The organism is Streptomyces sp. NPDC023481, from assembly GCF_055560195.1.
In genome coordinates this window covers 362,764-384,629 of record NZ_JBVHJE010000001.1, presented here as the reverse complement: position 1 = coordinate 384,629, position 21,866 = coordinate 362,764, and the positions used below count along the sequence as shown (strand labels likewise).

The following is a 21,866-nucleotide window of genomic DNA, read 5'->3' as shown; positions in this document are numbered from 1 at the left end:
ACGGGTCACTTTTCCGCGTCGGCCGCCTTCACCAGGGCGTCCTTGGTCACCGCGCCGGCGTACACCGTGCCGTCGTCGGTGATCAGGGCGTTGACCAGGCGGGTGGAGAAGACCGTGCCCTTGCCGAACTTTCCGGTGACCTTCTCGCCCAGCGAGCCGAGGAAGCCGCCCATGTCCCCGTTCCGCGAGCCGGTGGGCAGGCCGCCCTTGGCGCCGGTGCCGAAGGTGGCGACGGACGTCCAGCCCTTGCCGAGGACCTTCGGACCGCCCTTGCCCGCCAGGCCCCCGGCGAGGCCGTCGCCGTGCCTGGGGGCGTGCCCGTGCGTCTTCGCCCCGTCCTTGTCCTCGGTGACCTTCGCGCCCTTGGGCGGGGTGAAGTCGAACGTGGAGGCGGCCGGCTTGGCGAAGGAGACCTGGGTGAAGCCGGCGTCGAGGACGGCGGCGCCGCCGCTCTTCGGGGTCAGCGTGAACTTCAGCGGCAGGCCCGTCTTCGCGTCGACGGCGATGCTGATCGCGCCGACCGTGGTGCCGGACTGCCGGGGCTGGATGAGCAGCTTGTAGGCGTCGCGCCCGGCGACGTGCTCGGTGCCGTCGACGGTGACGGACGTGGTGTCGTCCACCGCCTTCAGGGCCTGGTCGGCGAAGTCCTTGGGGGTGGCCGGGGGTTCGGCCCGGCGGTCCTCGCCGGAGCGGGCCGCGGTGGAGTGGTGGACCTGGTTGCTCTTGCTGTCGTAGCCCCAGACGTCCTTGCCGTCGTGGATCAGGCTGTACTCGGCGCCGCTCTCCAGAAGGGACAGTTTCTGCCGGTTGGGGCCGTCGGCGGCGACGCGCAGGGTGTGCGTGCCGGAGACCAGTTCGGTGAGCTTGGCCCGCGGGTCGGCGGCGGAGCCGTCGTGATTGCCGCCGCGGCCCGCGCCGGAGAGCAGGTTGTTCTCCAGGCCGCCGAGGTTGGGCAGGCCGAGGTCGGTGCTGACCTTCACGGTGCCGGACAGCTGCTGCACGTCCGACTTGGCGATCTTGTTGATGAGCTGCTGTGCGCTGATTTTCGGCAGGTCGGGGTCGCCGGAGTTGGCGAGCGCCGGGACCAGCCCGATCGTGGCCGCCGCCACCCCCACCACCGCGACCGGGACGGCGTACCGCGCGGCCTTGCGCCGGCCGGAGCGCGGCTTGTCGTCCCGCGCGGCGTCCATTGCGTCGTCGGATTCGTACGGTGCCATGTGTGCCTTACCTCCGTCGTCGGCGGCGGCTGTCCTCACGTTGGTCCGCTGGTCCACCTGAGCCGCCATTCTCACCCGAATCGGTGAGGAGTGGTGATTTCCGTGATGACCATCTGACCAAATCGGCCGTGAGGAATCGTCAGCCCACGGAGGCAACTCCGTGTACGCCTCCGGTATGACACGCGACGGTGGTATCTCCACCCGACCCGTAGGGGTCACGCCGGGCGCGGCGGCCCGTACGGGGCCGGCCGGGTCAGCCGGCGCGGTGCACGACCGCGTCGCACAGCTCCATCAGGGCCGCCTTGGCGTCGCACGCGCGCAGCGGTGCGAGTGCGGCCCGCGCCTCCTCCGCGTACCGCACGGTGTCCCGGCGGGCCTGCTCCAGCGCGGGGTGCGCGCGCAGCGCGGCCAGCGCCTCGGCGTGCCGGGCATCGTCGCTCAGGTCGGAGTCGAGCAGCTCGCACAGCGCGACGTCCTCGGGCCGGCCCAGCCGGGCGGCGCGCTCGCGCAGCCGGAGCACCGGCAGGGTGGGGATGCCCTCGCGCAGGTCGGTGCCCGGGGTCTTGCCGGACTCGTGGGAGTCGGAGGCGATGTCCAGGACGTCGTCGGCGAGCTGGAAGGCGACCCCGAGCCGTTCGCCGTACTGGGTGAGCGTGTCGACGACCGTCTCGTCGGCGCCGGACATCATCGCGCCGAACCGGCACGAGACGGCCACCAGGGAGCCCGTCTTGCCGCCGAGCACGTCCAGGTAGTGATCGACCGGGTCGCGCCCGTCGGAGGGGCCCGCGGTCTCCAGGATCTGGCCGGTGACCAGCCGCTCGAACGCCAGCGCCTGCACCCGGACCGCCTCGGGGCCGAGGTCGGCGAGGATCTGGGAGGCGCGGGCGAACAGGAAGTCGCCGGTGAGGACCGCGACGGAGTTGCCCCAGCGGGTGTTGGCGCTGTCCACACCCCGCCGCACGGCCGCCTCGTCCATGACGTCGTCGTGGTACAGCGTGGCCAGATGGGTCAGCTCCACGACCACGGCCGAGGGCACGACACCGGGCGCGTACGGATCGCCGAACTGGGCCGCGAGCATCACCAGAAGTGGCCGGAAACGCTTCCCCCCGGCCCGCACGAGGTGCTGCGCGGCCTCCGTGATGAACGGGACCTCGCTCTTGGTGGCTTCGAGCAAGCCTTCCTCGACAGCCGCCAATCCGGCCTGGACATCGGCTTCCAGAGCCTGGTCCCGCACGCTCAGCCCGAACGGCCCGACGACGGTCACGAGGGGTCTCCTGTCTGCTGGTGTCTGCTGGCGATTACACGGTTTGTCGATAGGTCGCTGCCATCACTCAAGTCAGCGTATCCGGTCCCTGTTCGATCACCGATAGCGCCCACCGGTCCAGCCCGGGCGGTACCGGATCATGATCGGCATGACGACGATCACACAATAAGAACGGAAATTTACAGCTTTCCCAGTAATTCGGGCGCTATGGCGCAACCTCTCCATACCCCACCACTCCGACTTCCCGCCCCAATCCCCCTAATCCCTCATGTCTGATTTGAAGTAGTTTGCCAGTTCGTGAAATGGCTCACTCCGGCCACCTGCCCGACCCACCCTCAAAAGCCCCTGCGAGCCCTTGTCCTGTCGGCGAGTTGAGGATTGGCAACCGCAAAGGATCAAGCGCCTCATACGACATCGATCAAGGTCAAATCGCACGTTGTATGAATCCGGCCCTTGTTTCCGACATGTGCTCTCGCATACGTTCCGGGCCGTCGGGCGGACGCCGAATCCTGCCGCCGCCCGCGTAACCCATCGACGAACTCATTCGTACGGCAGGAGCGGGGGACCCAGGTAAGTCGCCGGACCGGACGGCACACGCCGCACCGGAACGGCTCGGGGTGAAGCCGTGCCTCTTCCAGGGCACGGCCGGGCACCTCCCAGCCCGAACCCGACAGCTCACCTCGCAGGCGCCGGAGAGGAACACCGCCATGCCTGCTGCCGCTCAGCCCCGCCGCACCCGCACCGGCCGTCTCGTCCGCGCCGTCACCGCCGCCGGCGCCGGTGCCGCCGTACTCGCCCTGCCGCTCATCGGCGCGACCAGCGCCGCCGCGGCCCCCAGCACCACCGCGACGGCCGCCACCACCACCGCCGGCTACCCGAACACCCTGGACGGCTGGATCCGCGAGTCGCTCGCGATCATGGCCCAGAAGGGCATCCCGGGCACCTACAACGGCATCTACCGCAACATCATCCGCGAGTCCTCGGGCAACCCGAACGCCATCAACCTCTGGGACTCCAACGCCGCCAAGGGCATCCCGTCCAAGGGCCTGCTCCAGGTCATCGACCCCACGTTCAACGCGTACCACGTGGCCGGAACCTCGTTCAACATCTACGACCCGGTCGCGAACATCACCGCCGCCTGCAACTACGCGGCCGCGCGGTACGGGTCGATCGACAACGTGTTCAGCGCGTACTGACCGGCTCAGGGCCGGCTCAGGGCCGCAGCCGGGCCAGCTCAGGGTCGCAGTCGGGCCGACTCGAGGCCGGAGCCGGGCCGACTCGGGGCCGGAGCCGCGGCCGGCGCTACTGATATGCCGGTCAGTCGGTCGGCCCCCCGGCCGGGTCGACTTCCCGGTCAGTCGGGCGGGAAGAGTCGTTCGAGGACGACGGCGATGCCGTCGTCCTCGTTCGACAAGGTGATCTCGTCGGCCACCGCCTTCAGTTCGGGGTGCGCGCCGGCCATGGCGACACCGCGCGCGGCCCAGTGGAACATGGGGATGTCGTTGGGCATGTCACCGAAGGCGAGGGCACGGTCGGCGCCGACCCCCAGCCGCCCGGCGGCCAGCGCCAGACCGGTCGCCTTCGTCACCCCGCTCGGCTGGAGCTCCACGGTGCCCGGGCCCGACATGGTGACCGTCGCCAGCGAGCCCACCGCCGCGCGCGCCACCGCCGCCAACTCGTCGTCGGACAGGATGGCGTGCCGCAGCAGCACCTTGCTGATGGGCTCCGCCCACAGGTCGTCGCGCCGGCCGACGCGCACCGCGGGCAGCGTCGGGTGGGGCATCCGGTAGCCGGGCTCGATCAGCGTGAGCCCGTCGACGCCGTCCTGGTCGACCGCCGCGCAGACCGGCCCCACCTCCGCCTCGATCTTGCCGAGCGCGGTCTCGGCCAGCTCCCGGTCCAGCCTCACCGACCACAGCAGGCGGTCGCTCCCGGCGTCGTAGACCTGCGCTCCCTGCCCGCACACCGCGAGCCCCGTGCAGCCGAGGTCCGCGAGCAGCGGCCGTACCCGCGGCGCTGGGCGGCCCGTCACCACCAGGTGCCGGGCACCGGCCCGCGCCACCCGCGCGAGCGCGGCCAGCGACCGGTCGGAGACGGTGTCGTCGCCGCGCAGCAACGTCCCGTCCAGGTCGGTGGCGATCAGTCCGTATGCCGGGGTGGGTGCCATGATCAGAGAATACGGACACCGCGCCCCGCCGACTCATCCTCCGTTCCACGCACTTGCGTGCTGCCACGCCCCTCGTCACGCGCCCCATGTCACGCGCGCGCGTGGATGGATGGCAGGCCACCCCCGCGTGCGCGGTCGGCGGGCCGCTCCTGCCCGCCGTCCCCTTGCCTCATCCGTCACGCGCGTGCGTGCGGGGACGGCGGCCCCACCGTGGCGCCCCGGCTCACCTGTGGCAGCCGTGGGCACCGCGTGAGGCACTGCCCAAGACATGCGGGTGGGCCGTAACGTGTGGCCCGACCACATGGAACGCAGTGCCATGCATGGCCCGGATGAGAGTGAGGCAGCACCCCATGCCCCCCTTCGACGTCCCCGAGGGCGACCCCTTCGGCCCGCACAACCTCCCCTATGGCGTGTTCTCGCCCTCCGGCAGCACGGAGCGGAGGATCGGCGTCCGGCTCGGGGACCACGTCCTCGACGCGGGCGCCGCGGCCGCCGCGCTCGGCTCGCCCCACCAGGCGCTGCTCGCCCGGCCCACCCTCAACCCGCTGCTGGCCGCCGGCCGCGCCACCTGGTCGGACGTACGGCGTGCCGTCACCTCCTGGGTCACGGACCCGGCGCGCCGCGAGGCCGTCGAGCCGCTGTTCCACCCGCTGTCCGAGGTGAACCTGCACCTGCCCTTCGAGGTCGCCGACTACGTCGACTTCTACGCCTCGGAGAACCACGCCCGCAACGTCGGCCAGATCTTCCGCCCGGACGCCGAGGACTCCCTCACCCCCAACTGGAAGCACCTGCCGATCGGTTACCACGGCCGCTCCGGCACCGTCGTCGTCTCCGGCACGGACGTCGTACGACCCTCCGGGCAGCGCAAGGGCCCGGGTGACCCCGCGCCCGTCTTCGGCCCGTCGGTCCGGCTGGACATCGAGGCAGAAGTCGGCTTCGTCGTGGGCGTGCCGTCCCGGCTGGGCGGCCCGGTCGCGCTCGGCGACTTCCGGGAGCACGTCTTCGGGCTCTGCCTGCTGAACGACTGGTCCGCGCGGGACATCCAGGCCTGGGAGTACGTCCCTCTCGGCCCGTTCCTCGGCAAGTCCTTCGCGACCTCCGTGTCGGCGTGGATCACCCCGCTGGAAGCGCTGGAGCACGCGCGCGTGGCGCCCCCCGAGCGCACCCACCCGCTGCTGCCCTACCTGGACGACGAGGCTCCCGACGTGCAGCCCGGCGGCTACGACCTGCACATCTCCGTCGCGATCAACGGCCACGTTGTCTCCGAGCCGCCGTTCTCCACCATGTACTGGACCGCCGCCCAGCAACTCGCCCACATGACGGTGAACGGCGCCTCGCTGCGCACGGGCGACCTGTACGGCTCGGGCACGGTCAGCGGCCCGGCCGAAGGACAGCGCGGCTCGCTGCTGGAACTGACCTGGAACGGCCGCGACCCCCTCGAACTCCCCGACGGCAAGCGCACGTTCCTGGAGGACGGGGACGTGGTCACGCTGTCGGCATGGGCCCCCGGCCCGGACGGGCGCCGCGTGGGGCTGGGCGAGGTGAACGGACGGGTCGTGGCAGGGTGACCCGCGGCCCGGGGGGTGCGAAGCCTCCCAGGCCCGCCGCGCCGCCGAACGGGCCAGGCCGTGCGGACGCCCCGGCCGGTTCCGGGCGACCGCCCGTTAGGGGGCCGACGTCCGCGCCGCTGTGCGGCCCGCGGCCAAACGTTCGCCCCGGTCCGGCGGATCGGCTCCGATACCTGACTCGGGGCGCCGGTCTTCGTCATACTGACGGGGACACGCACCACGCGAGAGCCGCCACCGCGTGACGCGTGCCCGGCACCACCGATATCCGCACACCTCTCCGACCAGGAACCGGAGCCCCGGCATGACCGTCTGCCTGCTCCTGCTGAGCGTCGTCGCCCTGACGGCCGCCGTACCGGCGCCGCGCGCGCTGACCCGTGCCGCCTGGCCCGAGCGGGACCCCGTGGTGGCGCTGTGGGTGTGGCAGTGCCTGGTCGCCACCGTCCTGCTGTGCTGCCTGACCGCACTGGTGCTGGGCGCGGCGGCCGTCTTCCACACCGTCCGCGACCGCGTGTTCGCGCCCGCGCCGCCCTCCGTGACCGCCGCGTACGACCTGTCCACCGCGCCGGTGTGGGCCGCGGTCCTCACCATGTTGCTGGCCTGCGGGGCCGCCTGGACGACGGCGATGCTGGCCCGGGAACTCGTCGAGGCCCGTCGCAGCCGTGGTCAGGCCCGGGCGCACCTGCGCGAACGCGCCCCCGAACTGCCGGCCGGGCTGCCCGCGGCACGCGGACCGATGCTGGTACTCGAGGATGAGTACCCGGACGCCTGGTGGATGCCGGGCCACCCGCCGCAACTGGTCGTCACCACCGGCGCACTGCACCGCCTCACCGACCTCCAGCTGGACGCCGTCCTCACCCACGAGCGCGGACACGCCCGCGCCCACCACGACTGGCTGCTGCACCTGTCCACCGCGCTCGCCACAGGCTTCCCGCGCGTACCGCTCTTCGCCCACTTCTGCGACCAGACGCACCGCCTGGTCGAGCTGGCCGCCGACGACACGGCGTCCCGGCGCTGCGGGCACCTCACCACGGCCCTCGCTCTGATCGAGCTGAACCAGCATCGGGGCGTCCTGTCCTGCGACTCCAGTCGCCGCCTCCTGGGCGAGCGCGTCGACCGCCTGCTGGAGCCGCCGCCACGGTTGCTGCGCCGGCACCGGGCCCTGACGTCGACAGTGGCCGCGCTGGTGCCGTTGCTGCCCCTGCTGATCACCTTCGCGCCGGGGCTGACGGCACTGTCCTGACCGGCCCCGCGCGGTGGCAGATCTTGCCGCACCGATCGAAAACACCCAGCTCAGCGGCTTCCGCCGGGCGGCCGGAACTGGCGCAACACTCCAGCAACACGCCATTTCCTACCGCGTGGGTATGGTTCCAGCCATGCCACCCACCGACCGCCCCCGAGACCATGCCGGGCAGGGCGCCGCGAGCACCGTCGCCGCCCACCGCGCACGGCGCCGGCTGCGTGCGGACCGGGCCCGGCAGCTCGCCGACCTGCTGCGCCGCCAGATCCTCACCGGCGCCTTCCAGGACGGCACCCTCCCCCACGAATCCATCCTCGCCACCGACTACCGCGCCTCCCGCAACACCGTCCGCCAGGCCCTGGACCTGCTCCGGGCCGAGGGCCTGGTGGACCGGCTGCCGGGAGTCGGCACCGTCGTCGTCGCCCGCAAGTACCCACACGGGCTCGACCGCCTGATGGGCCTCGCGGAAACCCTCCGCGAACACGGCCGCGTCACCAACGAGGTCCGCACCATGGGCCCCGCCCCCGCGCCCGCCCCCGTGGCCGAACGACTCCGCGTCCCGGCCGGCACCGACGTCCTGTACATCGAACGCCTGCGCCGCCTGAATGGCCTCCCGCTCTCCCTCGACCTCACCTACATCCCGCTCGACATCGGCACCGCCCTGCTCGGCGCCGACCTGGAGAACAGCGATGTCTTCCGCCTCCTGGAAGCCATCACCGGCCACCGTCTCGGCCACGCCGAGATCACCCTGGAGGCCGTGAACGCGGACGCCCACTCCGCAGCCGTACTCCAGGCCCCGCGCGGCGCCGCCGTACTGATGCTGGAGCGCCTCACCCACCTCGCCGACGGCCGCCCCGTCGACCTGGAGTTCATCCGCTTCCGCGGCGACCGCATCGCGATGGGCGGCCTGCTGCACCGGTCCTAACCGCCCCGCCTGCACATTTCCTGGAGACAGCCATGCCCTTGGCGCCCCAGCGGGCCGACGTGCCCGTGACCATCGACGAGTCGAAGTGCATCGACGGCTGCACCCTCTGCGTGGACATGTGCCCGCTGGACTCCCTCGCCATCGACGAGAGCAACGGCAAGGCGTACATGCACGTCGACGAGTGCTGGTACTGCGGCCCCTGCGCGGCCCGCTGCCCCACCGGAGCCGTCACGGTCAACATGCCCTACCTGCTGCGGTGAGAGGTACCCCCGCCATGAAACGCACGACAGTCGCCCTGTCCACCGCCGCGCTCCTGTTGCCCCTGTCCGCCTGCGGCGGCAGCGCCGAGGCGGGCAGCGGCTCCACGGTCACCGTCACCGTCGGCTACCAGTCCAAGACCATCAACACCGTCACCGCCGGAACCCTGCTGCGCTCCCTCGGGTACTTCGAGAAGCAGCTCAACTCCCTGCACGACGGCCACACGTACAAGGTCGACTGGCAGGACTACGCCACCGGCGCCCCGATCACCGCCCAGATGACCGCAGGGAAGATCGACATCGGCTCGATGGGTGACTTCCCGCTGCTGCTCAACGCTGCCCGCGGCAAGCAGCTCGGCCGGCCGGCTCACCTGGTCTCCGTCACCGGCTACAACCTCCGCGGCGGCCTCAACACCATCGTCACCGCACCCGGCTCCGCGTTCACGTCCCTGAAAGACCTGAAGGGCAAAAAGGTTTCCACGAGCGTCGGATCGGCCGCCGACGGCACGCTCGTACGCGCCCTCCAGCGAGCCGGCATCGACCCGGACAAGGGGATCTCCAAGCTCAACCAGCAGCCCGCGGTGGGTGCTTCGGCGCTGTCGGCCGGCAGCGTGGACGCGCTGTCCCAGTTCGTCGCCTGGCCGGGCCTGCTCGCTTTCCAGGGCAAGGCCAAGGCCCTGTACGACGGCGCCCAGCTGAATCTGCCCACGTTCCACGGCGTCACCGCCCGCGAGGACTTCACCCGCCGGCGCCCGGCCGTCCTGGAGGCCTTCCTCAAGGCGCAGGCCCAGGCGACGGACTACCTCAACGGTCATCCCGTCACCGCGGCCGAGAAGGTCGCCGAGGCCACCGGCCTGCCCGCCGAGGTCGTCTACCTGTACAACGGTGCCCACGGCATCGCCACGTTCAACCCGGCGCTCGCCCCTCGGCTCGTCTCCGCCCTGAAGCAGGACGTGTCCGTGCTGAAGTCCGCCAAGCTGACCGGCGACATCGACGTGGACTCCTTCGTCGACGACCAGTACGTGAAGAGGGCCCTGGGCACGTCGTACGCCAAGCGGCTCACCGCGTCGCCCCCGCCGGCCGCGAGCGAGGTGTGGCCCACGGGCAGCGAGAAGACCCTCTCCTACGCGTCCCCGAAGCAACTGCTGGCCTACCTGGCCGCGCACCAGGACGGCATCCGCGCCGCCTACGTGCCCGACGCCACCACCGGCACCCGCTGGTTCGCCGACAAGGCGGTCTGGGTGGCCGACGGTGACCGGCTGCTGCCCTTCGTCGCCCCGGCCACCGCGCAGGACTACCTCTCCCGTCACGGCGGCGCCCGCACGGTGTCGTACCGCGAGGCTCTGGAGCGGGCCTCATGAACCGGCGGCCCCTGACCCGGTACGCCCTGCGGGTGGTGTCCCTGGCCGTCGCGCTCGGCGTGTGGCAGCTGCTGACCAGCCTGCACGTCGACCTGTGGCTGCGGTTCTCGCAGTTCCCGACGGTCACCGACGTGGCCCGCGCCTTCGCCGACCGGCTCTCCGGCGACGGCTACTGGACCGACCTGGCCGACAGCCTCACCCGCATCCTGACCGGCTTCGCGCTGGCGGCCGTCCTCGGTGTGGCGACCGGCGTGCTCGTGGCCCGCTCCCGCCTGGCCGAGGACCTGCTCGGCCCGGTGCTGGAGGTCATCCGGCCGATCCCGGCGATCGCCCTCGTCCCGGTCGCGATCCTTCTGTTCCCCTCGAACGAGCAGGGCATCGTCTTCATCACCTGCACCGCCGCCTTCTTCCCCGTGCTGGTCTCCACCCGGCACGCGGTCCGCGCGCTGACCCCCCTCTGGGAGGAGGCGGTGCGCACCATGGGCGCGGGCCGGCTCCGGATCCTCGGTTCTGTCGTGCTGCCGGGAGCCCTGCCCGGCATCTTCGGCGGGCTGTCGGTGGGCATCGGCGTGGCGTGGATCTGCGTGATCTCCGCCGAGATGATCTCCGGCCAGTACGGGGTCGGCTACCGCACCTGGCAGGACTACACGGTGGTGAACTACCCCGGCGTCTTCGTCGGCATGGTCACGATCGGCGTGCTCGGCTGGATCACCTCCACGGCCGTGGAACTCCTCGGCCGCCGGCTGACCCGCTGGCTGCCCCGCACCTCGTACGTCCCCGCAGGCCGTCCCCGGGCGCCCCGGCGGCTCGCCGCCCCAGCCCGCACCGACGGCGAACCCGAGCAGCAGGCCCAGTCCGAGCAGCAGGGCCAGAACCACACCGAGGAGGCCCGTGATGAGCACCTCGTCTGAGACCGTTGCCGCTCCCGCCGCACCGGTGACGGAGGGCGTGCGCGGCTCCCGGCTCGCCTTCCGCTCCGCCGTCCTCGGCCGCCCGGACGCGCCGGTCCTCTCGGGCGTCGACCTGGAGGTCGGCCCCGGTGAAATCCTCACCGTCGTCGGCCCCTCCGGCTGCGGCAAGTCCACGCTGCTGCGGACACTCGCCGGGCTGCTGGCGCCGCTGGGCGGCACCGCCGAGGCCGACGGCAGCGCGCTGACCGGGCCGTCGGCCGACCGGGCCCTGGTCTTCCAGGAGGACGCGCTGCTGCCCTGGCGCACCTTGCGCGGAAACGTCGAACTCCCGCTGGCCATCAGGGGCGTCCCGCGCGCGGAGCGGCGTTCCCGCGCCGAGTCGTGGCTGGCGCGGGTCGGACTGAGCGAGCAGGCCGGGCAGTTGCCGCACCGGGTGTCCGGCGGACAGCGCCAGCGCGCCCAGTTGGCCCGGGCGCTGGCCGACAGCCCGCGGGTGGTCCTCATGGACGAGCCCTTCGGCGCCCTCGACGCGCAGACCCGGTCCGGCATGCAGGACCTGCTGGTGGAGGTGTTGCGGGGCACGGGCGCGACCGTCGTGTTCGTCACGCACGACGTGGACGAGGCCCTTTTCCTCGGTGACCGGGTGGCCCTGCTCGGTGCGGGGCGGGTGTCCGCCGTACGCGAGGTGCCGCGCCCCCGTGACCGTGGGGCCTTCGACGATCCGGCCCGTGTGGCGCTGCGCCGCGCCGTCCTCAGCTCGCTCGGCTCCTGAAAGGCATCCCGGTGACCACCCTCGCGCCCACTCCCCTGCAGATTCCCGCCGTCACGGATGCCGAGGAGCTGACCTGCGACGTCCTCGTCGTCGGTGGCGGCACCGCCGGCACCATGGCCGCCCTGACCGCCGCCGAGCACGGCGCGAACGTCCTGCTGCTGGAGAAGGCCCACGTCCGGCACTCCGGCGCGCTCGCCATGGGCATGGACGGCGTCAACAACGCGGTCATCCCCGGCCGTGCCGAACCCGACGACTACGTCGCCGAGATCACCCGCGCCAACGACGGCATCGTCGACCAGTCCACCGTCCGCCAGACCGCCACGCGCGGTTTCGCGATGGTGCAGCGGCTGGAGTCGTACGGGGTCAAGTTCGAGAAGGACGAGCACGGCGAGTACGCGGTCCGCCAGGTCCATCGCTCCGGCTCGTACGTACTGCCGATGCCAGAGGGCAAGGACGTCAAAAAGGTCCTGTACCGGCAGTTGCGGCGGCGCGAGATGCGGGAGCGGATCCGGATCGAGAACCGGGTGATGCCGGTGCGGGTCCTCACGGCGGACGGGCGGGCCGTGGGTGCGGTCGGGTTCCACACCCGTACCGGCGCGTTCGTCACCATCCGCGCGGGCGCGGTGATCCTCGCGACCGGTGCCTGCGGCCGGCTCGGCCTGCCCGCCTCCGGTTACCTCTACGGCACCTACGAGAACCCCACCAACGCCGGTGACGGGTACGCCATGGCCTACCACGCGGGCGCCGAGCTGACCGGTATCGAGTGCTTCCAGATCAACCCGTTGATCAAGGACTACAACGGTCCGGCCTGCGCCTACGTCGCCAACCCGTTCGGTGGCTACCAGGTCAACCGGCACGGCGAGCGTTTCGTCGACTCCGACTACTGGTCGGGGCAGATGATGGCCGAGTTCGCCGCCGAGGTCGCCGGCGACCGGGGCCCGGTCTACCTCAAGCTCAGTCATCTGCCCGAGGAGTCGATCTCCGCCCTGGAGTCGATCCTGCACTCCACCGAGCGGCCCACCCGCGGCACCTTCCACGCCGGCCGCGGGCACGACTACCGCACCCACGACGTCGAGATGCACATCTCCGAGATCGGCCTGTGCGGTGGCCACTCCGCCTCGGGTGTCCGCGTCGACGACCACGCGCGGACGACCGTCCCCCGCCTGTACGCCGCCGGGGACCTCGCCTGCGTCCCGCACAACTACATGATCGGCGCCTTCGTCTTCGGTGACCTCGCGGGCGCGGATGCCGCCCGGTACCGGGCGTACGACGGTGAGCTTCCCGCGGACCAGGTACGCGAGGCCCACGAGTTGGTCTACCGCCCGCTGCGCAACCCGGACGGCCCGCCGCAGCCCCAGGTCGAGTACAAGCTGCGCCGCTTCGTGAACGACTACGTGGCACCGCCGAAGTCCGGCGCGCGGCTCTCCCTCGCGCTGGAGGCGTTCGAGCGGATGCGCGCCGACATCGCCGCGATGGGTGCCCGCACCCCGCACGAGCTGATGCGCTGTGCCGAGGTCTCCTTCATACGCGACTGCGCGGAGATGGCCGCCCGCGCTTCCCTGGCCCGTACCGAGTCCCGCTGGGGCCTCTACCATGATCGTCTCGACCATCCCGGGCGCGACGACGTCTCCTGGTTCCACCATCTCGATCTGCACAAGTCCCCCTCTGGTGCGATGGAGTTCACGGCCCGTCCCGTGGCTCCCTATCTGGTGCCGGTGGAGGAGTTCACGCCTGTCGGCGGTCCCCCCCGGCATCTGGGCGAGGTCCGTCCCGAGCACGTGGCCACGGCCGGGTCCCGCGAGGTGGCACCGGTGACCGTGCGGCCCGCGTCCGCGCCTGCCGCCGATGCCGGTTCCGTGGGCGGGGCGAACCCGCGGGACGCGGCCTCTCCCCGGCTGCTGGAGCTGCTGGGCCTGGCCGAGGCGGAGCCCGAACTCGCCTCGGTCGAGCCGTACTTGGCGGACACCGATCCCGCTGTGCGCCGTACGGCCGTCGCGGTGCTCACGGAGACCGTGCCGCCCGGCACCGGTGAGGCTCTCGCCGGTGCGCTCGCCGACCCGGACTCCGGGGTCCGTGCGGCCGCCGCGGCCTCGCTGCGGGAGCTCGTCGAGACGCTGCCGCCCGAGCCCGCTCTGGGTGCCGCGCTCGCCGGTGCGCTCGCCCAGGCCGACCCCGTGGTCCGGGCCGCTGCCCTCGATGTGCTGCGGGCGCTGCGGCTCGGCGAGGCCGGGGTGTTCGCGGCGGCGCTCGACGACCCCGACATCGCCGTCCGGACGGAGGCCGTGCGGGCGCTCGTCTCGGTGGACGCGGTCGGGCCGCTGGCGGGCGCGGCGGACGATCCCTCCCGGGAGGTCCGGGTCACCGTGGCGAAGGCCCTGGCAACGGTCGGCTCCGCTGCCGTCGCCCCGGCCGGCCGGGACCTGATCACCGCGGCGCTGGACCGGCTCACCGTGGACGGCGATCCGCTGGTGCGCGGCGCCGCGCTCGGCGCGCTGGCCGCCACCGGCTGCCCGCCGCCGCTGGCCGCGCGTGCCGTGGCCGCCCTGTCGGATCCGGCCTGGCAGGTACGGTCCGGTGCCGCGACCGCGCTGACGGCCGCGCCCGCCGACCCGGCCGTCCCCGCCCTCGCCAAGGCGCTCGCCGATCCGAACGCCGACGTCCGTAAGGCGGCGGTCCTGGCCCTGAGCGGGCACCGGGCCTCGGCGGAGGCACGCGCGGCCCTCGCCACGGCCACGGCCGACTCGGACGCGGACGTCCGGGCCTACGCGGCGCGGGCGCTGTGAGCCGCGCCCCGCGCGGGGCCGCAGCGGGCTATATCCAGTCGTCGGGCTCCGGCTCGTCCGCCGGCTCGGGCCAGTGGTCGTCCGGCCCGTCGGCGGCGGCCGGGGTGTCGCCGGCGGGCTCGGCCGCCCCGTTCAGGGAGGCCAGCACCTCGATCACGCCTTCGCCGTACGTCGCCAGCTTCTTCTCGCCGACACCTCCCACCGTGCCCAGTTCCCGCACCGAACCGGGCCACCGGGTCACGATCTCCCGGAGGGTGGCGTCGTGGAAGATGACGTACGCCGGGACGCCCTGTTCCCGGGCCTGCTCGGCGCGCCAGGCGCGCAGGGCCTCGAAGGCGGGGAGTAGCGCGGCGGGCAGCTCGGCCGCGGCGGCCTTTCCCTTGCGGTCGCCGCCGGCGGACCGGGACCGGGAGGCGGCCGGCTTCTTCGGCTCCTTGCGCAGCGGCACCTCGCGCTCCCGCCGCAGCACCGAGCCGCTCGCCTCGGTGAGGACCAACGTGCCGTACTCCCCCTCGACCGCGAGGAGCCCCTGGGCCAGCAGCTGCCGGACGACGCCGCGCCACTCGCCCTCGGTGAGGTCCTGGCCGATGCCGAAGACGGACAGCTGGTCGTGGTCGAACTGGATCACCTTGCCGGTGCGCTTGCCGAGCAGGATGTCGACGATCTGCATCGCGCCGAACTTCTGCCCGCGCTCCCGCTGCAGCCGTACGACCGTGGACAGCACCTTCTGCGCGGCGACCGTTCCGTCCCAGGTCTCGGGCGGGGTGAGGCACGTGTCGCAGTTGCCGCAGCCGGCGGCGTCGGGGTCCTGGCCGAAGTAGGCGAGCAGCTGGCCGCGGCGGCACTGGGCGGTCTCGCACAGCGCGAGCATGGCGTCGAGGTGGGCGGCTGCCCGTCGGCGGAACGCCTCGTCGCCCTCGCCGGACTGGATCAGCTTGCGCTGCTGGATGACGTCGTTCAGGCCGTACGCCATCCAGGCCGTGGACGGCAGGCCGTCGCGGCCCGCCCGGCCGGTCTCCTGGTAGTAGCCCTCGATCGACTTGGGCAGGTCCAGGTGGGCGACGAAACGTACGTCCGGCTTGTCGATGCCCATGCCGAACGCGATGGTCGCCACCACGACGAGGCCGTCCTCGCGCAGGAACCGGGACTGGTGTGCCGCGCGCGTGGCCGCGTCCAGGCCCGCGTGGTACGGCACCGCCTGGATGCCGTTGGCGGTCAGGAACTCCGCCGTACGCTCCACCGAGTTCCGGGAGAGGCAGTACACGATGCCGGCGTCGCCGGGGTGCTCCTCCCGGAGGAAGGCGAGCAGCTGCTTCCTGGGGTCGGCCTTGGGCACGATCCGGTACTGGATGTTGGGCCGGTCGAAGCTGGCGACGAAGTGCCGGGCCGTCGGCAGGTTCAGCCGCTGGGTGATCTCCTGGTGGGTGGCGTGGGTGGCGGTGGCGGTGAGGGCGATCCGCGGGACGTCCGGCCAGCGCTCGCCGAGCAGGGACAGGGCGAGATAGTCGGGGCGGAAGTCGTGGCCCCACTGGGACACACAGTGGGCCTCGTCGATCGCGAAGACGGAGATCTTGCCGCGGGAGAGCAGGTCCAGTGTGGCGTCCAGGCGCAGCCGCTCCGGCGCGAGGTAGAGCAGGTCCAGTTCGCCGGCCAGGAACTCGGCCTCGACCACGCGGCGCTCGTCGAAGTCCTGCGTGGAGTTCATGAAGCCGGCCCGGACGCCGAGGGCCCGCAGGGCGTCCACCTGGTCCTGCATGAGCGCGATCAGCGGGGAGATCACGATGCCCGTACCGGGTCTGACCAGGGCCGGGATCTGGTAGCAGAGCGACTTTCCGCCGCCGGTCGGCATGAGGACGACGGCGTCGCCGCCCGCCACCACGTGTTCGATGACCGCCTGCTGCTCGCCCCGGAAGGCGTCGTATCCGAAGACCCGGTGGAGCGTGGCCAACGCCTCGCTGTCGACCGCGTCCGGCCCCTCGGTCGCCTGTGTCATCTCGCCGATACCGCCCGTCACGCCCATCGTCCTGTCCCCCGTCGGTCCCCCGTGTGTCGTCTCTCGACCGCTGCCTCCACCATAGGGGTCCGGACCGACAGCCCCGGAGTTATCCACAGGGCCGCCGAGGAACAGCACGTCAGGGACGCGAATGTCGTTCACAGGTTCGAGGGTCAGACGGACTGCTGCCCGGCACCCCCTGAACGCGGGTGCCGGGCAGCGGCGGGTGTGACCGGGTCGTCAGCGGACGAATACTCCCGCCTGGCTTGCCAGGTTCAGGAAGTACTGCGGGGCCACGCCGAGGACCAGGGTCACCGCCACGCCCAGGCCGATCGCGACCGTGGTCAGCGGGGAGGGGACGGCGACGGTCGGGCCTTCCGGCCTCGGCTCGCTGAAGAACATCAGGACGATCACCCTGATGTAGAAGAACGCGGCGATGGCCGACGAGATCACACCGATCACGACCAGCGGTGCCGCGCCGCCGTCCGCCGCCGCCTTGAACACGGCGAACTTCCCGGCGAAGCCGGAGGTCAGCGGGATGCCGGCGAAGGCCAGCAGGAACACCGCGAACACGGCCGCCACGAGCGGCGAGCGGCGGCCGAGGCCCGCCCACTTGGACAGGTGGGTGGCCTCGCCGCCCGCGTCGCGGACCAGGGTGACCACGGCGAAGGCGCCGATCGTGACGAAGGAGTAGCCCGCCAGGTAGAAGAGGACGGACGACACGCCGTCCTTCGACGTGGCGATGACACCCGCGAGGATGAAGCCGGCGTGCGCGATGGACGAGTACGCCAGGAGCCGCTTGATGTCGGTCTGGGTGATGGCGACGACCGCACCGCCCAGCATGGTGATGATCGCGACGGCCCACATGACCGGCCGCCAGTCCCAGCGCAGCCCGGGCAGGACGACGTAGAGCAGGCGCAGCAGCGCGCCGAACGCGGCCACCTTGGTCGCCGACGCCATGAAGCCGGTCACCGGGGTGGGCGCGCCCTGGTAGACGTCGGGCGTCCACATGTGGAAGGGCACGGCGCCGACCTTGAACAGCAGGCCCATCACGAGCATGGCGCCGCCGATCAGCAGCAGCGCGTCGTTGCCCATGGTGTTGGCGAGTGCCGGGTCGACGTCGGTGGCCGTGCCGTCGACGACCTGGGCGATGCGGGCGTACGACACCGAGCCCGCGTAGCCGTACAGCAGCGCGATGCCGAACAGGGTGAACGCGGAGGCGAACGCGCCGAGCAGGAAGTACTTGACCGCGGCCTCCTGTGACATCAGGCGCTTGCGGCGGGCCAGCGCGCACAGCAGGTACAGCGGGAGGGAGAAGACCTCCAGGGCGACGAACAGGGTCAGCAGGTCGTTCGCCGCGGGGAAGATCAGCATGCCGCCGACGGCGAAGAGGAGCAGCGGGAAGACCTCTGTGGTGGTGAAGCCGGCCTTCACGGCGGCCTTCTCGCTGTCGCTGCCGGGTACGGAGGCAGCCTGCGCGGCGAAGGAGTCGACGCGGTTGCCGTGCGCCGCCGGGTCCAGGCGCCGCTCGGCGAAGGTGAACAGTCCGACCAGGCCGGCCAGCAGGATGGTGCCCTGCAGGAAGAGGGCCGGGCCGTCGACCGCGATGGCGCCCATGGCCGCGATGTGCGCCTTGGTGGTGCCGTACCCGTCGGCGGCCAGCGCGACGACCGCGGCGAACCCGGCGCACAGGGCTACGGCGGACACGAACACCTGGGCGTAGTAGCGCGACTTGCGCGGTACGAAGGCCTCGATGAGCACTCCGACCAGCGCCGCACCGATGACGATCAGAGTCGGCGACAACTGTGCGTATTCGATCTTCGGCGCGTCGATCTTCGAGATCGGGTCGGCCGCGGTTGTCCACAGGCTGTGGACGGCTGGTGTGCTCACTTGGCCGCCTCCACTGCGGGCTTGGGGTCCTTCTTGTGGACGTCGGACATGGTCTGCTTGACCGCCGGGTTGACGATGTCCGTGACGGGCTTCGGGTAGACGCCCAGGAAGATCAGCAGCACGATCAGCGGGGCGACGACGACCAGCTCGCGCGCGCGGAGGTCGGGCATCGCGGAGACCGCCGGTTTCACCGGTCCCGTCATCGTCCGCTGGTACAGCACGAGGGTGTACAGCGCGGCGAGGACGATGCCGAGGGTGGCGATGACGCCGATCACCGGGTAGCGCGTGAACGTGCCGACCAGGACCAGGAACTCGCTGACGAACGGCGCCAGTCCGGGCAGCGACAGGGTGGCCAGGCCGCCGATCAGGAAGGTGCCGGCGAGCACCGGGGCGACCTTCTGCACGCCTCCGTAGTCGGCGATGAGCCGCGAGCCGCGCCGGGAGATGAGGAAGCCGGCGACCAGCATCAGCGCGGCGGTGGAGATGCCGTGGTTGACCATGTAGAGCGTGGCTCCGGACTGGCCCTGGCTGGTCATCGCGAAGACGCCCATGATGATGAAGCCGAAGTGCGAGATCGACGCGTAGGCGATCAGCCGCTTGATGTCCCGCTGGCCCACGGCGAGCAGCGCGCCGTAGACGATGCTGACGAGGGCCAGGACGAGGATCACGGGCGTCGCCCACTTGCTGGCCTCCGGGAACAGCTGGAGGCAGAAGCGGAGCATCGCGAAGGTGCCCACCTTGTCGACGACCGCGGTGATGAGCACGGCGACCGGGGCGGTGGCCTCCTGCATGGCGTTGGGCAGCCAGGTGTGCAGCGGCCACAGCGGCGCCTTCACCGCGAAGGCGAAGAAGAAGCCGAGGAACAGCCAGCGTTCGGTGCTGGTCGCCATGTGCAGCGAGCCGTTGGCGCGGGCCTCGGCGATCTGGGTGAGGGAGAAGTTCCCGGCGACCACGTAGAGGCCGATCACCGCGGCCAGCATGATGAGGCCGCCGACCAGGTTGTACAGCAGGAACTTCACCGCGGCGTACGACCGCTGGGTGGCGGCCGTCTCCTCGCCGTGCTCGTGCGCGCGGTCCCCGAAGCCGCCGATGAGGAAGTACATCGGGATGAGCATGGCTTCGAAGAAGATGTAGAAGACGAAGACGTCGGTGGCCTCGAACGAGATGACCACCATCGCCTCGACCGCCAGGATCAGCGCGAAGAAGCCCTGGGTGGGCCGCCAGCGGCGGCTGCCGGTCTCCAGCGGGTCGGCGTCGTGCCAGCCCGCCAGGATGATGAACGGGATGAGCAGGGCGGTCAGCGCGATCAGTGCGACCGCGATGCCGTCGACGCCCAGCTCGTACCTGACCCCGAAGTCCTTGATCCAGGCGTGGGACTCGGTGAGCTGGTAGCGGTCGCCGCCCGGGTCGAAGCGGACCAGGACGGTGATCGCCAGGGCGAGTGTGGCGAGCGAGACGACCAGCGCCAGCCATTTCGCGGCGGTGCGCCGGGCGGCCGGTACGGCGGCCGTGGCGACGGCCCCGAGGGCCGGGAGCGCCGCCGTCGCTGTCAGCAGGGGAAAGGACATCGGTATCAGACCGCCCTCATCAGCAGGGTCGCGGCGACGAGGAGTGCCGCACCGCCGAACATCGAGACCGCGTAGGAGCGGGCGAAGCCGTTCTGGAGCCGGCGCAGGCGTCCGGACAGGCCGCCGAAGCCGGCCGCCGTGCCGTTGACGACGCCGTCGACCAGGGTGTGGTCGACGTACACCAGGGAGCGCGTCAGGTGCTCGCCGCCACGCACCAGGACCACGTGGTTGAAGTCGTCCTGGAGGAGGTCGCGGCGGGCCGCGCGGGTGAGCAGCGAGCCGCGCGGGGCGACGGCCGGGACGGGCTTGCGGCCGTACTGGGCCCAGGCGATGGCGACGCCGATGACCAGGCACACCATGGTCGCGCCGGTGACCGTGGCCGCGCTGAGCGGGGAGTTGCCCTCGCTGTGGCCCGTGACGGGCTCCAGCCAGTGCAGGAAGCGGTCGCCGATGCTGAAGAAGGCACCGCCGAAGACCGAGCCGACGGCCAGGACGATCATCGGGATCGTCATGACCTTCGGGGACTCGTGCGGGTGCGGTTCGGCGTGTTCGCCGCGGGTCTCGGCGGCGGGCTCCACGCTGGGTTCGGCCGGGGACGGGGTGGGGGCGTTGCGCCACCGTTCTTCTCCGAAGAACGTCATCAGCATCACGCGCGTCATGTAGAAGGCGGTGATGGCCGCGCCGAGCAGGGCCGCGCCGCCGAGGATCCAGCCCTCGGTGCCGCCCTTGGCGAAGGCCGCCTCGATGATCTTGTCCTTGGAGAAGAAGCCGGACAGGCCCGGGAAGCCGATGATGGCGAGGTAGCCGAGGCCGAAGGTGATGAAGGTGACCGGCATGTACTTGCGCAGGCCGCCGTAGCGGCGCATGTCGACCTCGTCGTTCATGCCGTGCATCACGGATCCGGCGCCGAGGAACAGGCCGGCCTTGAAGAAGCCGTGCGTCACCAGGTGCATGATCGCGAAGACGTAGCCGACGGGGCCGAGGCCGGCGGCGAGGACCATGTAGCCGATCTGCGACATGGTGGAGCCTGCCAGGGCCTTCTTGATGTCGTCCTTGGCGCAACCGACGATCGCACCGAACAGCAGCGTGACCGCGCCGACGACGGTGACGGCCAGCTGGGCGTCGGGGGCGGCGTTGAAGATGGCGCCGGAGCGGACGATCAGGTAGACGCCCGCGGTCACCATCGTCGCCGCGTGGATGAGGGCGGAGACCGGGGTGGGGCCCTCCATGGCGTCCCCGAGCCAGGACTGCAGCGGTACCTGGGCGGACTTGCCGCAGGCGGCGAGCAGCAGCATCAGGCCGATCGCGGTGAGCCTGCCCTCGGACGTGTCACCGGTGTGGCCGAGGACCGGGCCGAAGGCGAAGCTGCCGAAGGTGGTGAACATCAGCATGATCGCGATCGACAGGCCCATGTCGCCGACCCGGTTGACCAGGAAGGCCTTCTTCGCGGCCGTGGCGGCGCTGGGCTTGTGCTGCCAGAAGCCGATCAGCAGGTACGAGGCGAGGCCGACGCCCTCCCAGCCGACGTACAGCAGCAGGTAGTTGTCGGCGAGGACGAGCAGCAGCATCGCCGCGAGGAACAGGTTCAGGTAGCCGAAGAAGCGGCGGCGCCGGTCGTCGTGCTCCATGTAGCCGACCGAGTACAGGTGGATCAGCGAGCCGACGCCCGTGATGAGCAGCACGAACGTCATGGACAGCTGGTCGAGGCGGAAGGTGACGTCCGCCTGGAAGCCGGCCACCGGGACCCAGCTGAACAGGTGCTGCGTGAGGGTGCGGTGCTCCGCGCCCTTGCCGAGGAGGTCGGCGAAGAGGACGAGGCCGAACACGAAGGAGGCGGCCGACAGGAGCGTGCCGATCCAGTGGCCGACGCGGTCCAGGCGTCGGCCGCCGGTCAGCAGGACGGCCGCTCCGAGCAGGGGCGCCGCGATGAGCAGCGCGATCAGTTTCTCCACG

The 21,866-nt window shown here is 71.7% G+C and carries 16 protein-coding genes and 1 riboswitch; of the genes, 9 read left to right on the top strand and 7 right to left on the bottom strand.

Going from position 1 to position 21,866, the window contains the following annotated elements; all coding sequences use genetic code 11:
• Window positions 1-5: 5 nt before the first annotated feature.
• On the bottom strand, window positions 6-1,217 hold the full coding sequence (locus tag ACZ3ZD_RS01820; RefSeq protein WP_467392436.1) for a LolA family protein: 1,212 nt from the start codon (window positions 1,215-1,217) through the stop codon (window positions 6-8).
• 253 nt (window positions 1,218-1,470) lie between these two features.
• The gene (locus ACZ3ZD_RS01815) at window positions 1,471-2,481 is read right to left on the bottom strand and encodes a polyprenyl synthetase family protein (protein ID WP_467392434.1); all 1,011 of its coding nucleotides are present in this window, start codon (window positions 2,479-2,481) and stop codon (window positions 1,471-1,473) included.
• Window positions 2,482-3,003: 522 nt separating this feature from the next.
• Window positions 3,004-3,183, top strand: a riboswitch (cyclic di-AMP (ydaO/yuaA leader).
• A gap of 5 nt (window positions 3,184-3,188) precedes the next feature.
• Between ACZ3ZD_RS01815 and ACZ3ZD_RS01810 the strand changes: the two genes are divergently transcribed.
• Window positions 3,189-3,677, top strand: coding sequence for a transglycosylase SLT domain-containing protein (locus ACZ3ZD_RS01810; protein ID WP_467392432.1), 489 nt, complete (start codon window positions 3,189-3,191; stop codon window positions 3,675-3,677).
• 158 nt (window positions 3,678-3,835) lie between these two features.
• On the opposite strand, the gene ACZ3ZD_RS01805 is transcribed toward ACZ3ZD_RS01810, so the two are convergent.
• On the bottom strand, window positions 3,836-4,648 hold the full coding sequence (locus ACZ3ZD_RS01805) for an HAD family hydrolase (protein ID WP_467392430.1): 813 nt from the start codon (window positions 4,646-4,648) through the stop codon (window positions 3,836-3,838).
• A gap of 350 nt (window positions 4,649-4,998) precedes the next feature.
• On the opposite strand from ACZ3ZD_RS01805, the gene fahA reads away from it, so the two are divergent.
• From fahA to ACZ3ZD_RS01765, 8 genes are all read left to right on the top strand, one after another.
• Entirely contained in the window at window positions 4,999-6,216 is a 1,218-nt protein-coding gene (fahA, locus tag ACZ3ZD_RS01800) for a fumarylacetoacetase (protein ID WP_467392428.1), read from the top strand.
• A gap of 301 nt (window positions 6,217-6,517) precedes the next feature.
• Complete coding sequence (locus ACZ3ZD_RS01795; protein ID WP_467392426.1) at window positions 6,518-7,456, top strand: M56 family metallopeptidase; 939 nt, start codon at window positions 6,518-6,520, stop codon at window positions 7,454-7,456.
• 133 nt (window positions 7,457-7,589) lie between these two features.
• Window positions 7,590-8,378 carry a GntR family transcriptional regulator gene (locus ACZ3ZD_RS01790; RefSeq protein WP_467392424.1) on the top strand — a complete coding sequence of 263 codons (789 nt, stop codon included), beginning with the start codon at window positions 7,590-7,592 and terminating at the stop codon, window positions 8,376-8,378.
• A 32-nt stretch (window positions 8,379-8,410) separates the two neighbouring features.
• Entirely contained in the window at window positions 8,411-8,638 is a 228-nt protein-coding gene (locus ACZ3ZD_RS01785) for a 4Fe-4S dicluster domain-containing protein (protein ID WP_010986276.1), read from the top strand.
• Between the two features lie 14 nt (window positions 8,639-8,652).
• The gene (locus ACZ3ZD_RS01780) at window positions 8,653-9,996 is read left to right on the top strand and encodes an ABC transporter substrate-binding protein (RefSeq protein WP_467392422.1); all 1,344 of its coding nucleotides are present in this window, start codon (window positions 8,653-8,655) and stop codon (window positions 9,994-9,996) included.
• Complete coding sequence (locus ACZ3ZD_RS01775; protein ID WP_467392420.1) at window positions 9,993-10,907, top strand: ABC transporter permease; 915 nt, start codon at window positions 9,993-9,995, stop codon at window positions 10,905-10,907. The genes ACZ3ZD_RS01780 and ACZ3ZD_RS01775 overlap by 4 nt, the downstream gene beginning before the upstream one ends.
• Window positions 10,891-11,679, top strand: a complete 789-nt coding sequence (locus ACZ3ZD_RS01770; RefSeq protein WP_467392418.1) for an ABC transporter ATP-binding protein — start codon at window positions 10,891-10,893, stop codon at window positions 11,677-11,679. Before ACZ3ZD_RS01775 ends, ACZ3ZD_RS01770 begins: the two co-directional genes overlap by 17 nt.
• 11 nt (window positions 11,680-11,690) lie before the next feature.
• Window positions 11,691-14,462 (top strand): fumarate reductase/succinate dehydrogenase flavoprotein subunit, encoded by a 2,772-nt coding sequence (locus tag ACZ3ZD_RS01765; protein WP_467392416.1) that lies wholly within the window; start codon window positions 11,691-11,693, stop codon window positions 14,460-14,462.
• 28 nt (window positions 14,463-14,490) lie between these two features.
• On the opposite strand, the gene recQ is transcribed toward ACZ3ZD_RS01765, so the two are convergent.
• From recQ to nuoL, 4 genes are all read right to left on the bottom strand, one after another.
• Window positions 14,491-16,482: a DNA helicase RecQ gene (gene recQ, locus ACZ3ZD_RS01760; protein ID WP_467392414.1), complete on the bottom strand. Its 1,992-nt coding sequence runs from the start codon at window positions 16,480-16,482 to the stop codon at window positions 14,491-14,493.
• A gap of 213 nt (window positions 16,483-16,695) precedes the next feature.
• Window positions 16,696-18,345 (bottom strand): NADH-quinone oxidoreductase subunit NuoN, encoded by a 1,650-nt coding sequence (gene nuoN, locus ACZ3ZD_RS01755; protein WP_467392412.1) that lies wholly within the window; start codon window positions 18,343-18,345, stop codon window positions 16,696-16,698.
• A complete protein-coding gene (locus ACZ3ZD_RS01750; protein WP_467392410.1) occupies window positions 18,342-19,913 on the bottom strand; it encodes an NADH-quinone oxidoreductase subunit M in 1,572 nt (523 codons plus the stop codon). Before ACZ3ZD_RS01750 ends, nuoN begins: the two co-directional genes overlap by 4 nt.
• Before the next feature lie 5 nt (window positions 19,914-19,918).
• Window positions 19,919-21,865, bottom strand: a complete 1,947-nt coding sequence (gene nuoL, locus ACZ3ZD_RS01745) for an NADH-quinone oxidoreductase subunit L (RefSeq protein ID WP_467392408.1) — start codon at window positions 21,863-21,865, stop codon at window positions 19,919-19,921.
• Between the last annotated feature and the right edge of the window lies 1 nt (window position 21,866).

Coding starts and splice junctions, on each gene's coding strand:
- ACZ3ZD_RS01780 (WP_467392422.1), top strand. CDS start 8,653: ATGAAACGCACGACAGTCGCCCTGTCCACCGCCGCGCTCCTGTTGCCC.
- ACZ3ZD_RS01775 (WP_467392420.1), top strand. CDS start 9,993: ATGAACCGGCGGCCCCTGACCCGGTACGCCCTGCGGGTGGTGTCCCTG.
- ACZ3ZD_RS01770 (WP_467392418.1), top strand. CDS start 10,891: ATGAGCACCTCGTCTGAGACCGTTGCCGCTCCCGCCGCACCGGTGACG.
- ACZ3ZD_RS01750 (WP_467392410.1), bottom strand. CDS start 19,913: ATGTCCTTTCCCCTGCTGACAGCGACGGCGGCGCTCCCGGCCCTCGGG.
- recQ (WP_467392414.1), bottom strand. CDS start 16,482: ATGGGCGTGACGGGCGGTATCGGCGAGATGACACAGGCGACCGAGGGG.
- ACZ3ZD_RS01795 (WP_467392426.1), top strand. CDS start 6,518: ATGACCGTCTGCCTGCTCCTGCTGAGCGTCGTCGCCCTGACGGCCGCC.
- ACZ3ZD_RS01820 (WP_467392436.1), bottom strand. CDS start 1,217: ATGGCACCGTACGAATCCGACGACGCAATGGACGCCGCGCGGGACGAC.
- ACZ3ZD_RS01785 (WP_010986276.1), top strand. CDS start 8,411: ATGCCCTTGGCGCCCCAGCGGGCCGACGTGCCCGTGACCATCGACGAG.
- fahA (WP_467392428.1), top strand. CDS start 4,999: ATGCCCCCCTTCGACGTCCCCGAGGGCGACCCCTTCGGCCCGCACAAC.
- ACZ3ZD_RS01810 (WP_467392432.1), top strand. CDS start 3,189: ATGCCTGCTGCCGCTCAGCCCCGCCGCACCCGCACCGGCCGTCTCGTC.
- ACZ3ZD_RS01790 (WP_467392424.1), top strand. CDS start 7,590: ATGCCACCCACCGACCGCCCCCGAGACCATGCCGGGCAGGGCGCCGCG.
- ACZ3ZD_RS01805 (WP_467392430.1), bottom strand. CDS start 4,648: ATGGCACCCACCCCGGCATACGGACTGATCGCCACCGACCTGGACGGG.